Source organism: Streptomyces sp. CB01580, assembly GCF_001905795.1.
In the GTDB taxonomy this organism is placed as follows: Bacteria; Actinomycetota; Actinomycetes; order Streptomycetales; family Streptomycetaceae; genus Streptomyces.
This window is the reverse complement of record NZ_LIXJ01000015.1, coordinates 83,128-99,871: the sequence shown is the minus strand read 5'-3', so window position 1 is coordinate 99,871 and position 16,744 is coordinate 83,128. Positions and strand designations below refer to the sequence as shown.

The window sequence follows — 16,744 nt, the reverse complement described above, 5'->3', positions numbered from 1 at the left end:
GGCGGAGGGTTGACCTCCGTCGCATGTACTCGGCCGCGCCGTTCCGTGCCCCGACCGCGCGCTGTCGTGTGCCGCGCGGACCCGGTCGGAGCGCCGTGCGCCGTCGTGTGCCGCGCGGATCGGATCGGAGCGCCGTGCGCCGTCGCGCGCGGACCGGATCAGAGTGCCGCGGTGAACGCCCCCGGGTGGATTTGGTCCCGCGTCGCCACGTACTGCTGGCGGATCGCCTGACCCGCCGCCAGCTCCTCGCCGGGCTCCAGCACCTGCGCCGCCGCGCCCTGCCAGGCCGGGGGAGTGTGAGGATCGGCCGTCCCCTGCGAGACGCCCAGCGCCCAGGCCGCCTGCCGGGCCGCGCCCAGGGCCGCGTACTCGGCCGGCTGCGGGACGACCACCTGCGTGCCGAACAGCGCGGGCGCGATCGCCTGCACGGCCGGCAGCTCGGCCGCCGCGCCCAGCAGGAACACCCGCCGCACCTCGACACCCCGGCCGCGCAGCACGTCGAGCGCGTCGGCCAGCGAGCACAGCATCCCCTCGAACGCGGCCCGCGCCAGGTGCTCCGGCTTCATCGACTCGCGCCGCAGCCCGCACAGCGTCCCCGCCGTGTGCGGCAGGTGCGGGGTGCGCTCGCCCTCCAGGTACGGCAGGAGCACCAGCCCGGAGGCACCCGGCGTCGACTTCAGCGCCAGCGCGGACAACTCCTCCAGGTTCTCCGCGGCCAGCATCTCGGCGGTCCCGCGCAAGGCCCGTACCGCGTTCGACGTGTACACCACCGGCAGATGCATGCCGGTCGCGTCCGCGAGCGACGTGATCGTCCCGCTCGGGTCGGACAGCGCCTCGTGGTGCACCGCCATCACCGACCCCGAGGCGCCCAGCGACACCACCGCGTCACCGGCCCCGAGCCCGAGCCCGAACGCCGCCGCCATCGTCTCGCCCGTCCCCGCGGAGATCAGCAGCCCCTCGGGCGTCGCCCCGGCAGTGTCGCAGGGGCCGAGCACCTCGGGCAGCGCCACCGGATGCCCCAGCGCGAGCTCCACCAGATCGGGCCGGTACGCACCGGTGCCCGCCGACCAGTAGCCGGTGCCGGACGCGGCGCCCCGGTCGGTGGTCCGCCGGGCCGGCCGGCCCAGCAGCTGCCACACCAGCCAGTCGTGCGGCTGGAGCACCTCGGCCACCCGCTGGGCCGCCTCCGGCTCGTTGCGGGCCAGCCAGCGCAGCTTCGCCACCGGCTGCGCGGCCTGCGGGACCGACCCGACCGCCTCGGCCCATGCCTGGCGCCCGCCCAGCCCGTCGATCAGGTCGGCCGCGGCGGCCTGCGCCCGCTTGTCGTTGCCGAGCAGCGCCGGGCGTACGACGCCGCCCTGGTGGTCCAGCGGCACCAGCCCGTGCTGCTGCGCGGAGACGCCGATGGCCTGTACGCCTTCGAGTAGGCCCCCGCCGGCCGCCTCGCCCAGCGAGAGCAACCATGCCTGCGGGTCGACCTCGGTGGCCTTCGGTTCGACGGGGTGGGCGGCGTAACCCCGGCGCAGCACGGCGCCCGTGTCCGTGTCGCAGACGACGATGTGAGTGAAGGCGGAAGAGCTGTCCAAGCCGGCGACTATCCCCATGCCCAAGATTCTGCCGCACCGCCGGAGCGTTTCCGTACCGTACGGCGCGGCGGCACACGGGCGGCCCGGCCGCGCGGAGCGGGCCGGGCGTACGGGGATGCCGGGCAGGCGCGCGAGGGGCACCGGGCGGGCCCGGCCGGTGCCCCGTCGGCGGCGGTCACGTGCTGACGCGCTCGATCACGTGTCGACGGGCCCGATCAGGCGTCGACGCGCCCGATCACGTGTTGGAGGTGCCCCAGTCGTCCTCGCCGTTCCGTCCCCCGTTCCGGTCCCGCAGCGAGCGCACCCGGGCGGTCACCGAGGCGGGCACCTTCTCGCCGACCTTGTCGCTCACCGAGTGATAGGCCCGGCCCGCCAGATCGCGGCCGGTCTGCGCCGCGGACTCGGCGGTGTTGCGTACGGCGGGGTTCCGGGCGAACTCGCGTGCGGACTTCTTCATCTGCTCGTAACGCTCGCGCCCGGCCCGTGTCCCGATCACGTATCCGATGGCGAGTCCGGCGATGAACGTGAGCCGGTACCGCATGGCTGCCACCCTTCCTGGCTCAGTGCGCCGCTCGGCGCGACGTGTGCTGCCCGCCTACCCGTAGGCACCCGAGATCACCCCGGGCGATACCGATTGGCAAAGCACCCCCCTGCTTGCGCTAATGTATGTGTCGCAGCGAGCACGCGCCGCCCGGCAGCAGCCAGGTGGGCAGGGCTCGGTGCAGACGCAGCAATCCCCTGTAGCTCAATTGGCAGAGCAGCCGGCTGTTAACCGGCAGGTTACTGGTTCGAGTCCAGTCGGGGGAGCGCGATCCCCTGTAGCTCAATTGGCAGAGCATTCGGCTGTTAACCGGAGGGTTACTGGTTCGAGTCCAGTCGGGGGAGCTGATCGGAGGAGGACCCTGCGGGGTCCTTTTTCGTGTTTCCGTGGTCGCGTCACGCGACCGCACGTCCCGGACCGCGCGCCCGTCCGTGCCGGTGACTGCTCGTGCCCGTGGGCGGCGGCCCGTTCGTGCAGACGGCCGTTCGTGTCGGCGGTCGCCCGGGTCCGGGCGTGTCACCGGTTCCGGTGATGCGGCTGGGACACACGTGACTCTTTCGCGTGTACTTCGTGCCATCCGGAACCGGGTGGGGAGGCGGGGGAGTCTTCCTGGTCACGCGAAGCCGACCATCCGGAGCGAGAGATCGTATGACCGGCTATGCTGCGGCAGACGGCGCGCACACTTGTACGCGCCACGCCGAAGAGGGGCGGTAGCTCAGCCGGTTAGAGCAGCGGACTCATAATCCGTCGGCCGTGGGTTCGAGTCCCACCCGCCCCACAGGTGTCTGGAGAAACCTTCCACTCCTGAACTGGCGAAACGTGGAGGCCCCCGTTGATGCGGGGGCCTTTTCGTGTTCCTCAGCCCAATGGCTCGCCCCATGCTCGCCCGACGCGCCGGCCTCGCCGGCGAGGCACGCGGGCGGCTCACTCGCACAGACGCGCGTATTGGGCCGTCCGGATGCGCGGCGTGCACAGTCGCCCGGGGGTGCGGCGCGCGGTCGCTCCGTTCGCGCCGCTGCCGCTGCCGCTCGCCCTGTTCACCGAGGTCCTGTGGCTGTTCCTGGTCGGCACCGTCCTCGGCGGTGCCGCGGTGGGGCTGGTCTTCCGGGGTGGTCCGGGCGAGACCTACCGGGTCGTCGCCCCTGCCCGCCGGGCCTCCGTGATCTCGATGTTCTTCGTGGCCGCCTACCTCGGCATGGCCGCTCCCGTGGTGCTGATCGGGCTCCTGTCGCAGACGATGGAGCTCGTGGTCGCCGGCGCGTTCATCGCCGGGGTGGCCGCGCTGATCGGCCTCGCCGCCCTCGCGGTCGTGCTGCGCACGTTCGGCGCCTCGGCCACGCCGGACCCGGCGGACCCGGCGGGCCCGGTCCCGGCCGCGGTCCGTCCGGCGCCGGCCGACGGCGCGGTGCACGCGGATGCCCGGCGCGATCCGCGGGTTCCGGCCGGAGCCCGGCCGGACCGGAACGAGTAGGCGAACGATGCGAGGTGACCGCCGACGGAGCGGTGCGGCGCCCGTGACGGACGTGCGTCGCGATCGCCGGTGACGAGAGGACGCCATGTTCTACAGAGACCTCGTCGAGGTGCTCGGCACGGTAGCCGAGGGCATCGGAGTGGCCGTCATCGCCGTCGGGAGCTGCGTCGCGCTGGTGCCGTACCTGATGGGAACCGTCAGAAGGAGAAACTCCCTCGACGACTACCAGCTCGTACGGCAGCGGCTGGGCCGCACGATCCTGCTCGGCCTGGAGTTCCTCGTCGCCGGGGACATCATCCGGTCGGTCGCCGTGTCGCCCACGTTCGCGGGCGTCGGCGTCCTGGCACTCATCGTGCTCATCAGAACGTTCCTGAGCACGGCACTCATCGTCGAGATCGAGGGCCGCCGGCCGTGGCAGTCCCACGGCCGCGGGGCCGTCGCCGGTGGGAAACCGGGCCGGGAGCCGGCCACCCCCTCCGGTCCTCCGCGCGAGCGGCCGGACCAGCGGTGAACGCCCCCGTCGTACGGCCCATTCGTACGGCCGGACCGCCGCGTCGGCGCGATGCCCGGCCGGGCGCGCCCGGAATTCCGTAGACGATTTCGCGAGTGCCGCGGCGGGATTTATTCTTTCCGCCGGGAATTCCCCGTCCGGCATTCGAGAGGACGGGGATCCGGTGCGGCACGCGTGGCGGATACGCGACGCGCACCGAAGCCCTTCCAAGGCGCCGTCCCTCGCTCGACACGGCCCGGACCAGGCAGTTGAGGTGTGGTCACATCGTGGATGCATGTGTTGATTCCCCGACAAGGACACGCGATCGAACATTTGATTCGAGCGGCTGATCGATTCTTCGTGCGACTCCTCGCGCCCTGTGCCACGATATTCCGGCCCTTTGCGAATATGCGCTTAAGATGATGACGCGATCACGGCTCCGTCACGCCCGCGTAGCCCGCCTTTCCGCGTGAAAGCGGCCGGTCGGCGCACTCCCCGGGTGCGGGCGAGGGGGACGAGCTCCGCCCCTGGACTCCCGAGATGCGGCCGAAACAGGACAGCCCGCCCGGAGGACCTGTGCCCCGCCACTCCCACAGCCGCTTACTCGTCGCCGTCGTCGGCGTCGTCCTGCTGGCGGTGGCCCACTGCTTCCCGCCGCTCGGCGACACCGCGCACCGGCACATCGCCAGAGCGACCCCGACGGGCCCGGCGGCCATGACGACCGGCCTCGATCACGCCGAGGACCAGGCCCCCGGCCACCCCCACCACGAACACAGGGCCGGGTGCGCGTCGCCCCGTCTCGGTTCCGAACTCGGCCTCGCCCGGCACGTGGTCGACTCCGCCGTACCGGTCGTGTCCCGTGTCGAGTCTTCGGCACCGTACGCCGTCCTCCGGTTCCCCGCCCCGGCCGGGGCATGCGGGGACATAGCCGGTTCCGGCCGCTCGACGCGGATCAAGGTCTGCCGGTGGCGCATCTAGGCCGTCCACCCGCAGCCGTGTGCTTCCCGGCTGCCCACGGACGACCCTCTGACGCGCATCACCGAAACGAGAGCCGACCATGCATTCCTCGACCACCGACGTCACCCTTCTCACCGGCACCGTCCGAGCCGCCGGCTCCGCCCTGTCCGGGCTGGTGGGCAACACTCCTCTGCTCCGGGTCCCGGAGCCGCTCGCCCCGGCGGGCCACGGCTTCTGGGCCAAACTGGAAGGCTTCAACCCCGGCGGCATCAAGGACCGCCCCGCCCTGCACATGGTCGAACGGGCCCGTGTCCGCGGCGAACTTCGCCCCGGCGCCCGCATCATCGAGTCCACCAGCGGCACGCTCGGCCTCGGTCTCGCCCTAGCGGGCATGGTGTACGGCCACCCCGTCACCCTGGTCACCGATCCCGGACTGGAGTCGTCCATGACGCGGCTGCTGTCCGCGTACGGGGCCCAGGTCGACGTGGTCGCCGAACCACATCCGACCGGCGGCTGGCAGCAGGCCCGCCGCGACCGGGTCGCACGGCTCCTCGCGCGGCACCCCGGTTCCTGGTGCCCGGACCAGTACAACAATCCGGACAACACCGCCGCGTACACGCCGCTCGCCCTCGAACTCGCCACCGAGCTGGGGCACATCGACGTCCTGGTGTGCAGCGTGGGCACCGGCGGGCACTCGGCGGGCGTCTCCCGTGTCCTGCGTCGGCTGTACCCCGACCTGACCCTGGTCGGAGTCGACACCATCGGCTCGACGATCTTCGGCCAGCCCGCCCGGACCCGCCTCATGCGAGGACTCGGATCGAGCATCCACCCCCGCAACGTCGCGTACGACCAGTTCGACGAGGTGCACTGGGTGGCCCCGGGCGAGGCCGTGTGGACCTGCCGCCGGCTCGCCTCCTCCCACTACGCCACCGGTGGCTGGAGCGTCGGTGCCGTCGCCCTGGTCGCGGGCTGGCTCGCCCGCACGCTCCCCGGGGAGGCCAGGATCGCGGCCGTCTTCCCCGACGGTCCGCAGCGCTACCTGGGCACGGTGTACGACGACGACTACTGCGCCGCCCACGGTCTCCTCGCCGGTCCACCCGCACCCGAACCGGACGTGATCGGACGGCTGGGCGAGAAGGAGGTCACCCGCTGGACGCGGTGCGCCTGCGTGGTCGACCCGCTCACGCTCACCGAGGAGGAACCGGCGGCCGGTGACGCCCGTTCCGCGGGCACGGTCGAGGGCACCGACCCCGCCGGCGTGTTCGACGCCGCCGGATCCGCCGACGCGTCCGAGGAGCGGGTCCGATGAGGGGGACCCTCGCCCGGTTCCGCTCGTACGAGAGCGGCGTGCGGCTGTTGATGGTGAATCAGTTCACCATCAACCTCGGCTTCTACATGCTGATGCCCTATCTCGCGTCCCACCTCGCCGGGTCCCTCGGACTCGCGGGCTGGCTGGTCGGACTCATCCTCGGCGTCCGCAACTTCAGCCAGCAGGGCATGTTCCTCGTCGGCGGCACGCTCGCGGACCGGCTCGGCTACAAGCCCGTGATCATCACCGGACTCGTGCTGCGCACCGCGGGCTTCGCGACCCTGGGCCTGGTGGACTCCGTGCCCGCGCTGATCGCCGCCTCCGCGGCGACGGGGCTGGCCGGAGCCCTGTTCAACCCGGCCACCCGCGCGTATCTCGCCCTCGACGCGGGGGAGCGCCGGGTGGAGGCGTTCGCCCTGTTCAACGTCTTCTACCAGGCGGGGGTACTGCTCGGCCCCCTGGTGGGCATGGTGCTGACCGGCGTCGGTTTCCGGGTCACCTGCCTCGTCGCGGCGGTCACCTTCGCCGTGCTGGGCGCGGTGCAGGTCCGCGCCCTGCCGGCCCGCCGGGCGGCGGAGGCCGGGGGGACGGCCGGGCGGAGGTTCCTCACCGAGTGGCGGGGCATGCTCGCGAACCGTCCGTTCCTGCTGTTCTCGGTGGCCATGACCGGCTCGTACGTGATGTCGTTCCAGGTCTACCTGGCGCTTCCGCTGGAAGTGCGGCGGCTCGGCGGGGAGGGCGCCTTCGGCACGGCGGCCGTGGCCGCCCTGTTCGCCGTCTCCGGACTCGGCACGATCCTGTACCAGACCAGGGTGACCGCCTGGTGCAGGGCCCGCATGGAACCGGGCCGCGCCCTCGTCCGGGGCCTGCTCACGATGGCCGCGGCGTTCCTGCCGCTCCTCGCCGCCACGACCGTTCCCGTACCGGCCGGAGGGATCGGCCTGTGGCTCCTGGCCGCGGTGCCCCCGACCCTGTCCGCGCTGCTCCTCGCCGTCGGCACGATGATCGCCTACCCCTTCGAGATGGACACCGTCGTGCGGCTCTCGGGCGACCGCCTCGTCGCCACGCACTACGGCCTCTACAACACCGTCTGCGGGGTCGGCATCACCGTCGGCAACCTCCTGACCGGAGCGGCGCTCGACGCCGCCCGCGAGGCGGGGGTGCCGGCCCTGCCCTGGGCCGCGCTCACCGCGCTCGGCCTGGTGTGCGCCGCCGCACTGCGCCGACTGCACAGGGCGGGCCGCCTCGCCGCGCCACCGGCCGGGGCCGGTGCACGGCCACTGACAGCCTGACCGCCCGATCGGCACTGTCCGACCGACGGGTGTGTCCCGCCCGGGAATCCCCGGCCGGGACACACCCGCCCTGCGGCGGGTCGTCGGCTCCGGGCCGCGGTTACGGCCTCGCCCACGATGCTCAGCGGCGTCGCAGCGCCCGGGACCTCCGCCTCCGGCGTTGTCGTCAGGTGCCGACGCTCCTTCCCCGAGCTCTCAGCTGCTTTCGAGCAGGGGAGACCCCATCCGACTCCTTCCTCCGCCTTGGATTCGAAGGCCCCAGGCGCTGCTCCTTCTCCCACTGCCGATCGTGGGCGAGGACGTTACTTCTTCAGATAGCCGAGGACGGTCATCATCCCGGACTCGGCGTGGTACACGTTGTGGCAGTGGACCATCCACAACCCGGGGTTGTCGGCGTCGAAGTCGACGTCGAGCCGCTTGCCCGGCAGCACGATCGAGGTGTCCTTGCGGGCGCCGCCGTCGGCGAGCGCGAAGGTGTGGCCGTGCAGGTGCATGGGGTGCCACATCGTCGTGCCGTTCACGAACGACAGCCGGACGCGTTCGCCGGAGCGGACCGGATGGCGCCGCGCGGGGTCGTACTTCCTGCCGTTGATGGCCCAGTCGTACTTCGCCATCGAGCCGGTGAGCCTGAACTCGATCGTGCGGTCGGGGCGCTTGGCGTCCAGCCGTACGGAGTCGTCCGCCTTCAACTGACCGCCGTGGAGGACCCGGCGCTGCAGTTCCGCGGGGCGTACGGAGGCGGTGGGTGCGGCGCCGCCGCCGGTGCGCAGGACGGCGAGGGCGGTGCGGTTCTTGCCCTCGGCGAGTGCCGTGAGCGGGAAGGTGCCGTTCCCGGCGGTGACGAGGGCGTCGATCCGCTCGCCCATGCCGAGCAGCAGCGCGTCGGCCCGCGTGTGCCGGACGGGGAAGCCGTCGGCGTGGGTGACGGTGAACCGGTGTCCGCCGAGCGCGATCCGGAACGCGGTGTCGCCACCGGCGTTGATGATGCGGAGCCTGATCCGGTCGCCCGGCTTCGCGGTGAAGGTCGAAGGTGCTTGCGGTGTACGGCCGTTGATCAGGTAGTGCGGATAGCCGACGTCCCCGGCGTCACCGCCCAGCAGATCGCTGCTCGCGCCCATCAGCATCCGGGAGGGGCCGGAGGGGGGCGGGGGCGGTGTGGCCTTCGCCTTCCTCGTCGTCATCGAGGTGTGCGACATGTGTGACATGTCGTGGCCCTCCATGCTGCCCGAATCGCCGTGGTCCATGCCCTCGGAGCCGCCGTGGTCCATGCCGCCCATGCCCTTGGCGAGTTCGGCGAGCACGGCGTCGGGGGTGGAGCCGTCGACGCCGTCGACCCAGTCATCGAGGACGATCACCCACTCCTTGTCGTAGGCCAGCGGCTCCTTGGGGTCCTCGACGACGAGCGGGGCGTACAGGCCGCGGTCCTGCTGGACGCCGGAGTGAGGGTGGAGCCAGTAGGTGCCGGGGTGGGTGACGGCGAAGCGGTAGTCGAAGGAGGAACCGGCCGCGATGCCGCGCTGGGTGAGGCCCGGCACCCCGTCCATGTCGTTGCGCAGGGCGAGCCCGTGCCAGTGGACGCTCGTGGCCTCGGGCAGGTTGTTGGCGAGGGTGAGCGCGAGGGTGTCGCCTGCGGTGACCCGGATTTCCTTGCCGGGGAGGTCGTCCCCGTACGCCCAGGAGCGGACCGTGCGTCCGCCGCCGAGGTCCAGCCGGGTCTCGACGGCGGTGAGCCTCACCTTCCGGTCGCGGCCGGGCGTGCGGCGGGCCTCGGCCGCCGCGACCTCCTTGCCGTCGGGGGCGAGGTAGTCGGTGGTTGGTGACGTGCCGTTCGCGCCGGAGGAGTGGTCCATGCCGCTCGTCGAATCCGAACAGGCGGTCAGCAGGCCGGTACCGGCGGCGGCGAATCCGGCGCCGAGGACGGTACGACGGGTGAGTCCGGTCATGTCTGTGAAACCCCTTGAGGAGTCGTTGCGTGAAGAACATCAGGAAGACGGTGCTTTGCTCATGGCGAGGAGCGGCCGGGCTTCCTATATGCGCAGCAGCGACAATCGGCTCAGGAGGGATCCGGGCGGGGCGGGCGGCGGGATCGCGAGGAGCGCGTACCCGAACCGCCGCGTCACCGCCGTTCCGGCGGCGCGGGCGGGCCGGCCGAGTACGGCGCGTGCGACCAGCAGGGCACCGATGCCCGCACCGAGCACGGCGAGGCACACCGTCGTGGTGACCCCCGCCCCGTGCGCGGGCGCGGGATCCGTGGTGCGGAGGGGCTCGGCGACGGCCGGGTGGTGCGCCGGCCCGGCGGACACGTGGGACGCGGTCGTGATGTGACCGCCGGAGAGTTTCGTGACCGCGTGTTCGCCGGGGTGGCCGAGCGCGTGCATCAGCACGATGCCGAAGAGCAGCGCGACGGCGAGCACGCACCGGCCCAGCCATGTCGCGGGCTTTCGGCACGCTGTCACGTCGGTCTCCGTTCCCCGTCCGGCTCTGCGGCTGCCGGACCCGCCCCCATGGTACGGGGAGGGGGTATTCCGGCGGCCGGAGGGTCCGGGCGGGGCGGGTGTGGTCGCGAGGGGCCGGCCGGAACGTTGTCCTGGGCAAAGGTGAATGGTGCCCTGGGTGAGGGCGAGGTGTCTGAAAGGCCGTCGGCGCGCGGGTCCGGCGCGTTCGCGGGCTGTGACCTGGGGCAACGGTCAGGCGATGTGCGGCATTTAGTGCCTTTAGCCGAATAGTGGCTTTTATGACTTGTTGGTCGTGAGGGGTCGTCGTAGTGTCGGTAGTGCCGCTGCAGAAGCAAGGAGCGGTGCGACAAGTCCTCCGAAGGAGGCGAAGATGAAGGTTCGTAGCATCTTCGACCACAGGGTCAGGGAGCACGGTCACGGCGACGGTCATGGCGACGGCTATGGGCGCGGTCGGGGCCGCGGGCGCGGATACCGTGACCACGGTGGCTACCGCAGGCATGGCGGACGCCGCTAGGGTCACCGACCCTCATCTCTGACCTTCGTCCCCGATTCGAGGCGGCTCGTGCTCCGGCGCGGGTCGGCCTCCCGTTTTTTGGGTCCGTGTCTATGGAGCCGGTCCATAGCCCCAGTGTTCGTGCGACGTGACGTGACGCTCATGGTGCTGCGTGGTTCCGCGGGCCGTTCGGTGCCCGCCGACGGCCCCTTTCCCGGCGACGGACCCTCCCTCGACGATCGTCTCCGCGCGGGCGCGGGCGCGGGCGGCCGCGGGGACGCGGTGTCGGACGTCCCGGTCCGTACCGATCCGATCGGTGTCTGGAAGGCGTTCCGGCGTTTCTGGCCGTTGACGCGGAGGGATCGCTGGTGGCTGGTGCTGGTCTTCGTGTGCGCGGTGCTGTCCGCCGTCGCGGAGACGGTGACGGTGCTGCTGTTCGCGGAACTGACCGATACGGCGCTGGGACAGGGGTCGGTCAGCGCGTTCTGGCGCCCCGCGGGGTTGTGGCTGGTGGTGGCGGTCGCGGGAGCCGTGACGGGGTATCTGGGCAATTCGCTGGCGGCGTGGACCGCGGAGCGCTTCGTACTCCGGCTGCGGGCACGGGTCTTCGGCCATCTGCAGACGCTGCCGCCCCACTTCTACCAGGCGAACCGGCGCGGTGACCTGGTCGAACGGCTGACGGGCGATGTCGAGGCGATCGAGGCGCTGGTGGTGACCGGGATCGTGGGGGCGGCCTCGGCCCTCTTCAGCACCGTCTTCTACGCGGCGGCAGCGTTGTGGCTGCGCTGGGACCTGGCCCTGGCCACCTTCCTCATGGTCCCGCTGTTCTGGTTCACCACCCGCCGGTTCGCCGGGCCGCTGCGGGCGGTGTCGCGGCGCGGACGCGCGGCGGACGGGGCGATCACCGCGGTGGTCGAGGAGACCCTGGTCAACGTCGTCATGACACAGGCGTACAACCGGCAGCGTGCCGAGGAGGAACGGCTGCTCGGCAGGGCGCTCATCCGGCTGCGGACGTCCGTGCGGGCGGTGCGGCTGACCGAGTTCTACGAACAACTCGTCGAGGTCCTGGAGACGTTGTGCGTCCTGACCATCATCGGCCTGGGCGCGTGGGAGATCTCCGAGGGGCGGATGACCCTGGGACAGCTGCTGGCGTTCGCCGCGTTCATCGGCTACCTCTACCCGCCCATCCGTTCCCTGGGGCAGCTCGGTCTGACCGCCACCGCCGCGACCGCCGGGGCCGAACGCCTCCTGGAGATCCTCGACACCCCGCCCACCGTCACCGACCCCGTCGTCGGCCCCGACTGCCCCCTGCCCGCGGGCCGGGCGCGGGGCGAGGTGGAGGTGTCCCGCGTCCGGTTCCGTTACCCCGGAGGCAGCGAACCCGTGCTGCGGGACCTCTCGTTCACCGCGAGCCCCGGCGAACTCGTCGTCATCACCGGCCCCAGCGGTGCGGGCAAATCGACCCTCGCCGCGCTCCTCCTGCGCTTCTACGACCCCGACACCGGCACCATCCGCCTCGACGGCATCCCCGTCGACCGCATGCCCCTGGCCCGGCTGCGCGCCAACGTCACCCTGCTGCCCCAGGAAACCCTCGTCCTGCACGACACCATCGAGAGGAACATCGCCTGCGGACGCGACCGCGCACCTCACCACGACGACGTCGTCGAGGCCGCGCGGGCCGCCGACGCCGACCGGTTCATCCGCGCCCTGCCCGACGGCTACGACACCGTCATCTCGCCCGGCACCTCCCGCCTCTCCGGCGGCCAGCTCCAGCGCATCGCCATCGCCCGCGCCATGCTCCGCGACGCCCCTGTCCTCCTCCTCGACGAACCCACCACCGGCCTCGACACCCTCGCCGCGCGACGCATCATCACCCCCCTCAAGCGCCTCGCCCACGGCCGCACCACGCTCGTCATCACCCACGACCTCGCCCTCGCCCCCGACGCCGACCGCATCCTCGTCCTCGACGAGGGACGCCTGGTCGAATCGGGCACCCACCCCCAGCTCCTCGGCCACGACGGGCTCTACACCACGCTCTTCCGGCACCACGCACACGAGCGCGAGGAGAAACCCCGATCGACGGGTGCATGACAGTCGTTACCATCCTGTGTGACCGAAACAGCCCCGAAGGACGAGGAGGCGGCCGACGAGCCCGCCCGCCGCCGCATACTCGCCGACCTCACGCCCCTGCGCACCTCTCCCGACTACCGGCGGCTCTGGTTCGGCAACACGGTCTCCTGGATCGGGCAGGGGATGACGGCGCTCGCCGTGTCGCTCCAGGTCTACGACATCACCGGGTCCGCCTTCTCGGTCGGACTCATCGGCTTCTGCTCGTTCGTGCCGCTGGTGGTCTTCGGACTGTACGGAGGCGCCGTCGCCGACACCCTCGACCGGCGCAAGCTGGGGCTGGCCAGTGCGGCGGGGTCGTTCGTGCTCTCCCTCGTGCTGGTCGCCGCCGCCGTCGCGGGGGTGGAACAGGTGGGGCTGCTGTACGCGGTCGTCGCGCTCCAGGCGGCCTGTTTCGCGATCAACTCACCGGCCCGCAGCTCGATGATCGCCCGGCTGCTGCCGGCCGAGCAGCTGCCCGCCGCCAACGCCCTCAGTTCCATCACCAGCACCACCGGCACCCTGATCGGGCCGATGCTCGGCGGGCTCCTCGTCGGCTGGTGGGGCTACCGGGCCGCGTACACCGTCGACGCCGTCACCTTCACCGCCTCGCTGTACGCGATGTGGCGGCTGCCCTCGATGCTGCCGGACCGCCCGGTCGCGCAGAACGGGGAGGACGGCCCGGGCAGGGCCTCCGTCGCGGACGGGCTGCGGTTCCTGGGGGCCAGGCCCAATCTGCGGATGACGTTCCTCACCGACCTGTGCGCCATGGTGCTGGCCCATCCCCGGGCCCTGTTCCCCGTCGTCGCCGTGGCCTGGTACGGCGGCGACGCGAGGACCACCGGCCTGCTGGTCGCGGCCCCGGCGCTGGGGGCACTGCTCGGCGGGGTGTTCTCGGGGTGGCTGGGACGCATCCGCCGCCACGGCCTCGCCGTGCTCCTCGCCGTCGCCTCCTGGGGCACGGCGATCGCGCTGTTCGGGCTGACCCGTCAGCTCTGGCTCGGGCTGCTCTTCCTGGCGCTCGCCGGATGCGCGGACACCACCTCGATGGTCTTCCGGAACACCATGCTCCAGGCGGCGGTGCCGGACGAGATGCGCGGACGGCTCCAGGGCGTGTTCATCGTCGTCGTGGCGGGCGGTCCCCGCCTCGGCGACTTCCTGGCCGGTTCGGTCTCCGACCTGGCCTCGCCCGGTGTGGCCGTGACCGGGGGCGGGATCGCCTGTGTCCTCGCCGTGTCGCTGCTGGGGCTGCGGTGGCGCGGATTCGCCCGGTACGACGCGAAGGACCCCCGGCCGTGACACCGGCCCCCGTCCCGGCCGTGGGTACGGCCCCGGCGCGCCGGCGGGGACCGTCGGACGCGGCCCCCGCACGGGCGGACGCGGCCCCCGTCGGCCGCCGGTCAGGGACGCAGCGACCGCTTCATGATCTTGCCCAGGTCGTTGCGGGGCAGCGCCTCCAGATAGCGCACCGTGCGCGGGCGCTTGTGCGGGGCCAGCTGCGCGGCGACATGGTCCGCGAGCTCGCCCTTTGCCGGGGGAGCGGCGGGGTCGGCCGGCACCACCCACGCGACGATCCGCTCGCCCAGATCCGGGTCCGGCTCCCCGGTGACGGCGGCCTCGCGGACACCGGGGTGGTCCAGGAGCGCGTTCTCGATCTCGCCCGCGCCGATCTTGTAGCCGCCGCTCTTGATCAGGTCGGTGGCCTTGCGGCCGACGATCCGCACATAGCCGTCGGCGTCCCGGGTGGCCATGTCGCCGGTGCGGAACCAGCCGTCGGCGGTGAGCGCGGCGGCCGTGGCGTCGGGGCGGTTGAGGTAGCCGGTGAAGAGGTTCGGGCCGCGCACCTGGATCTCGCCGATGGTCTCCGGGCCGCTGCCGGTGAGGACGGTGCCGTCCTCGTCGACCAGGCGCAGTCCGACACCGGCCAGGGGCGCGCCGACCGTGCCGGGGCGCGGCTCGCCGTCGGCCCGGACCCCGGTGTTCATCAGGGTCTCCGTCATGCCGTAGCGCTCGATCACCCGGCGGCCGGTCGCCGCCGCGATCCGCTCGTGGTCGTGCACCGGCAGCGCCGCCGAACCGGACACCAGCAGCCGGGCCCCGGCCAGTGCCTTCGCCAGCCCGGCCGCCTCCGGGCCGGAGCCGTCCAGGGCCTCGGCCAGCCGGTGGTACATCGTCGGCACGCCGAACAGCATCGTGCCGCCGGACGACAGTTCCCGGGCCACCCCGTCGGTGGAGAACCTCCCCAGATGCCGCACCGATCCGCCGCGGCGCAGCGGCCCGAGCACGCCCAGGATCAGCCCGTGGACGTGGAACAGCGGCAGGGCGTGGACGAGCACGTCGTCGCCGGTCCACTGCCAGGCGTCCGCCAGCGCGTCCAGCGAGGCGGCGATCGCCCGCCGGGGCAGGACCGCGCCCTTGGGCGGGCCCGTGGTGCCGGAGGTGTAGACGATCAGCGCGGGGGACTCGGGGGACGGTTCCGGCAACGGGGTCGCGGCGCCGCCGCCCTCGCCGCCGGGTGCCGCGTCGTCGTCGCCGTACGGCTCGATGCCGACGTCGATACGGACCGGCGCGTCCAGGACGGGCGGCAGCGTGTCGTCCGCCCCGGCCAGCACCACGCCGGGCTCGCTGTCGGCCACGATGTGCCCGAGTTCGCGCGTCCCCGTCCTCGGGTTGAGCGGCACGGCGGGCACCCCGGCCCGCAGCGCCGCCACGACGGCGACCACGGTCCGTGGCGTGGGGGTGGCCCAGACGGCGACCCGCCCGGCTCCGGCGAGCCGCGCGGCGAGCCGGGCGGAGGCGGCGTCCAGCCGTTCGTACGTCAGCGAATGTGCGCCGAACCGGACGGCCTCGCGTACGGAGGCGTCGGCGGGCAGCGGCAGAAGAGGCGTCATCCGGCCGACCCTAACGACCTGGAGGGCGACGCGGGGCGGGCTAGTGCTGCCCCGAACGCGACGATGCCGCCGAAGCCGATCGCGTACAGCGCCGACAGCTCCCAGGTGACCCGCAGCCGCGTCGCCGTGCCCAGCCGGTGGGCCAGGGAGGTGGTCGGCACCGGCCGGTCGGGGCGGTCCCGGATCAGTACGGCGGCCAGTGCCGCGTGGACCACGAGCGCCGCGGCGACCACCAGGAACGGCAGGTCCGCGCCGTGCGCGGCGATCCGCGGGGTGAAGTACCCGGACAGGGCGACCCCGCCCATCCCCATGCCGAACACCCCGAGCGCGAGCCCCCGCTCGGCGGCCGGGAACCACGAGTTGACCAGCGGGATGCCGATCGCGAACGTCGTGCCGCCCAGGCCCAGCAGAAACCCCACGACGAGCATCGCACCGTACGAGTCCTTCGCCGGGATCAGCAGCAGGACGGGAACCACCGTGAGCGCCGAGACCAGCGGGAACATCAGTCGTGCCCCGTACTTGTCGGTGAGCGCGCCCACCGGGATCCGGCCCAGCGAACCGACCTGCAACGGCACCGCGCAACGGCACGTGGCGACGACGCTCCGGAACGGCGACCGGGTGCGTCGGGCGATCGAAGCGGCCTGCAAAATCCCGGCTATTCATCCGAAACAATCCACAAGGGCTCAAACAGGCCGAATCCTGGGACAATCGCGGTATGGACCGTCTGGACAGGGAAATCCTCGGCATCCTCCAGGAGGACGCCCGGATCTCGTACCGCGATCTGGGCGTTCGGGTCGGGCTCAGCGCCAACGCCGCCGCGGACCGGGTGCGCAGGCTGCGCCGCGACGGCGTGATCCGCGGATTCACCGTGATCATCGATCCGGCCGCCGACACCCGCACGGGCCTGGTCGTGTTCATCGACGTGACGCTGCGGATCGACACGACGAACGAGACGTTCGAACGGGCCGTGCTCGCCCTTCCCGGCATCACCGAGGTGGTGCACGTGACCGGCGGCCACGACTACCTCGTCCGGGCCACCGTCGCCGACACCGCCGCCCTGGACGGTCTGCTGCGCAGGCTCAAGCGGGAGGCCGGCGTCGCGCACTCCAACACCCGGGTCGCGCTCAGGGCGGCGCCCGCCCGCTGAGGTCG

Annotated in this window: 13 protein-coding genes, 3 tRNA genes and 1 pseudogene; 11 read left to right on the top strand and 6 right to left on the bottom strand. The window is 72.5% G+C overall.

Translation table 11 applies throughout. The features are described 5' to 3' along the window. Positions 1-158: 158 nt before the first annotated feature. Together AMK22_RS21730 and AMK22_RS21725 are read right to left on the bottom strand one after the other, a co-directional pair. A complete protein-coding gene (locus AMK22_RS21730; protein WP_073787403.1) occupies positions 159-1,604 on the bottom strand; it encodes an FGGY family carbohydrate kinase in 1,446 nt (481 codons plus the stop codon). 217 nt (positions 1,605-1,821) lie between these two features. Then, positions 1,822-2,127 carry a YtxH domain-containing protein gene (locus AMK22_RS21725; protein ID WP_073787401.1) on the bottom strand — a complete coding sequence of 102 codons (306 nt, stop codon included), beginning with the start codon at positions 2,125-2,127 and terminating at the stop codon, positions 1,822-1,824. A gap of 193 nt (positions 2,128-2,320) precedes the next feature. Between AMK22_RS21725 and AMK22_RS21720 the strand changes: the two genes are divergently transcribed. The 8 genes from AMK22_RS21720 (at position 2,321) to AMK22_RS21685 (ending at position 7,646) form a co-directional block, all read left to right on the top strand. Next, a tRNA-Asn gene (locus tag AMK22_RS21720) sits at positions 2,321-2,393 on the top strand. Positions 2,394-2,398: 5 nt separating this feature from the next. After that, positions 2,399-2,471: transfer RNA gene (locus tag AMK22_RS21715), tRNA-Asn, on the top strand. 360 nt (positions 2,472-2,831) lie between these two features. Next, positions 2,832-2,905: transfer RNA gene (locus AMK22_RS21710), tRNA-Ile, on the top strand. A gap of 189 nt (positions 2,906-3,094) precedes the next feature. After that, on the top strand, positions 3,095-3,598 hold the full coding sequence (locus tag AMK22_RS21705; protein WP_143203591.1) for an MFS transporter: 504 nt from the start codon (positions 3,095-3,097) through the stop codon (positions 3,596-3,598). Between the two features lie 85 nt (positions 3,599-3,683). After that, positions 3,684-4,109 carry a DUF1622 domain-containing protein gene (locus AMK22_RS21700; RefSeq protein WP_073787397.1) on the top strand — a complete coding sequence of 142 codons (426 nt, stop codon included), beginning with the start codon at positions 3,684-3,686 and terminating at the stop codon, positions 4,107-4,109. Positions 4,110-4,664: 555 nt separating this feature from the next. Beyond that, positions 4,665-5,066: a hypothetical protein gene (locus tag AMK22_RS21695; protein ID WP_073787395.1), complete on the top strand. Its 402-nt coding sequence runs from the start codon at positions 4,665-4,667 to the stop codon at positions 5,064-5,066. Between the two features lie 79 nt (positions 5,067-5,145). Next, positions 5,146-6,354, top strand: a complete 1,209-nt coding sequence (locus AMK22_RS21690) for a PLP-dependent cysteine synthase family protein (protein ID WP_073787393.1) — start codon at positions 5,146-5,148, stop codon at positions 6,352-6,354. After that, the gene (locus AMK22_RS21685) at positions 6,351-7,646 is read left to right on the top strand and encodes an MFS transporter (protein WP_073787391.1); all 1,296 of its coding nucleotides are present in this window, start codon (positions 6,351-6,353) and stop codon (positions 7,644-7,646) included. The genes AMK22_RS21690 and AMK22_RS21685 overlap by 4 nt, the downstream gene beginning before the upstream one ends. Positions 7,647-7,948: 302 nt before the next feature. Here the strand turns inward: AMK22_RS21685 and AMK22_RS21680 are convergent, their stop codons facing one another. Continuing rightward, complete coding sequence (locus AMK22_RS21680; protein WP_073787389.1) at positions 7,949-9,589, bottom strand: multicopper oxidase family protein; 1,641 nt, start codon at positions 9,587-9,589, stop codon at positions 7,949-7,951. An 84-nt stretch (positions 9,590-9,673) separates the two neighbouring features. Beyond that, a complete protein-coding gene (locus tag AMK22_RS21675) occupies positions 9,674-10,102 on the bottom strand; it encodes a DUF6153 family protein (protein ID WP_073787387.1) in 429 nt (142 codons plus the stop codon). A 655-nt stretch (positions 10,103-10,757) separates the two neighbouring features. Between AMK22_RS21675 and AMK22_RS21670 the strand changes: the two genes are divergently transcribed. After that, positions 10,758-12,686 carry an ABC transporter ATP-binding protein gene (locus AMK22_RS21670; RefSeq protein WP_079186329.1) on the top strand — a complete coding sequence of 643 codons (1,929 nt, stop codon included), beginning with the start codon at positions 10,758-10,760 and terminating at the stop codon, positions 12,684-12,686. An 18-nt stretch (positions 12,687-12,704) separates the two neighbouring features. Beyond that, on the top strand, positions 12,705-14,000 hold the full coding sequence (locus AMK22_RS21665; protein ID WP_073787385.1) for an MFS transporter: 1,296 nt from the start codon (positions 12,705-12,707) through the stop codon (positions 13,998-14,000). Positions 14,001-14,101: 101 nt separating this feature from the next. On the opposite strand, the gene AMK22_RS21660 is transcribed toward AMK22_RS21665, so the two are convergent. Beyond that, entirely contained in the window at positions 14,102-15,592 is a 1,491-nt protein-coding gene (locus AMK22_RS21660) for an AMP-binding protein (RefSeq protein ID WP_073787383.1), read from the bottom strand. 41 nt (positions 15,593-15,633) lie between these two features. After that, positions 15,634-16,170, bottom strand: a pseudogene (locus AMK22_RS21655) (MFS transporter); the annotation flags it as partial. A 137-nt stretch (positions 16,171-16,307) separates the two neighbouring features. Between AMK22_RS21655 and AMK22_RS21650 the strand changes: the two are divergent. After that, on the top strand, positions 16,308-16,739 hold the full coding sequence (locus AMK22_RS21650) for an Lrp/AsnC family transcriptional regulator (protein WP_073787381.1): 432 nt from the start codon (positions 16,308-16,310) through the stop codon (positions 16,737-16,739). Positions 16,740-16,744 lie beyond the last annotated feature (5 nt).

Excerpts from the sequence above, each read along its gene's own strand:
- AMK22_RS21660 (WP_073787383.1), bottom strand. The coding sequence starts at position 15,592 with ATGACGCCTCTTCTGCCGCTGCCCGCCGACGCCTCCGTACGCGAGGCC.
- AMK22_RS21650 (WP_073787381.1), top strand. The coding sequence starts at position 16,308 with ATGGACCGTCTGGACAGGGAAATCCTCGGCATCCTCCAGGAGGACGCC.
- AMK22_RS21700 (WP_073787397.1), top strand. The coding sequence starts at position 3,684 with ATGTTCTACAGAGACCTCGTCGAGGTGCTCGGCACGGTAGCCGAGGGC.
- AMK22_RS21670 (WP_079186329.1), top strand. The coding sequence starts at position 10,758 with ATGGTGCTGCGTGGTTCCGCGGGCCGTTCGGTGCCCGCCGACGGCCCC.
- AMK22_RS21680 (WP_073787389.1), bottom strand. The coding sequence starts at position 9,589 with ATGACCGGACTCACCCGTCGTACCGTCCTCGGCGCCGGATTCGCCGCC.
- AMK22_RS21730 (WP_073787403.1), bottom strand. The coding sequence starts at position 1,604 with ATGGGGATAGTCGCCGGCTTGGACAGCTCTTCCGCCTTCACTCACATC.
- AMK22_RS21690 (WP_073787393.1), top strand. The coding sequence starts at position 5,146 with ATGCATTCCTCGACCACCGACGTCACCCTTCTCACCGGCACCGTCCGA.
- AMK22_RS21685 (WP_073787391.1), top strand. The coding sequence starts at position 6,351 with ATGAGGGGGACCCTCGCCCGGTTCCGCTCGTACGAGAGCGGCGTGCGG.
- AMK22_RS21725 (WP_073787401.1), bottom strand. The coding sequence starts at position 2,127 with ATGCGGTACCGGCTCACGTTCATCGCCGGACTCGCCATCGGATACGTG.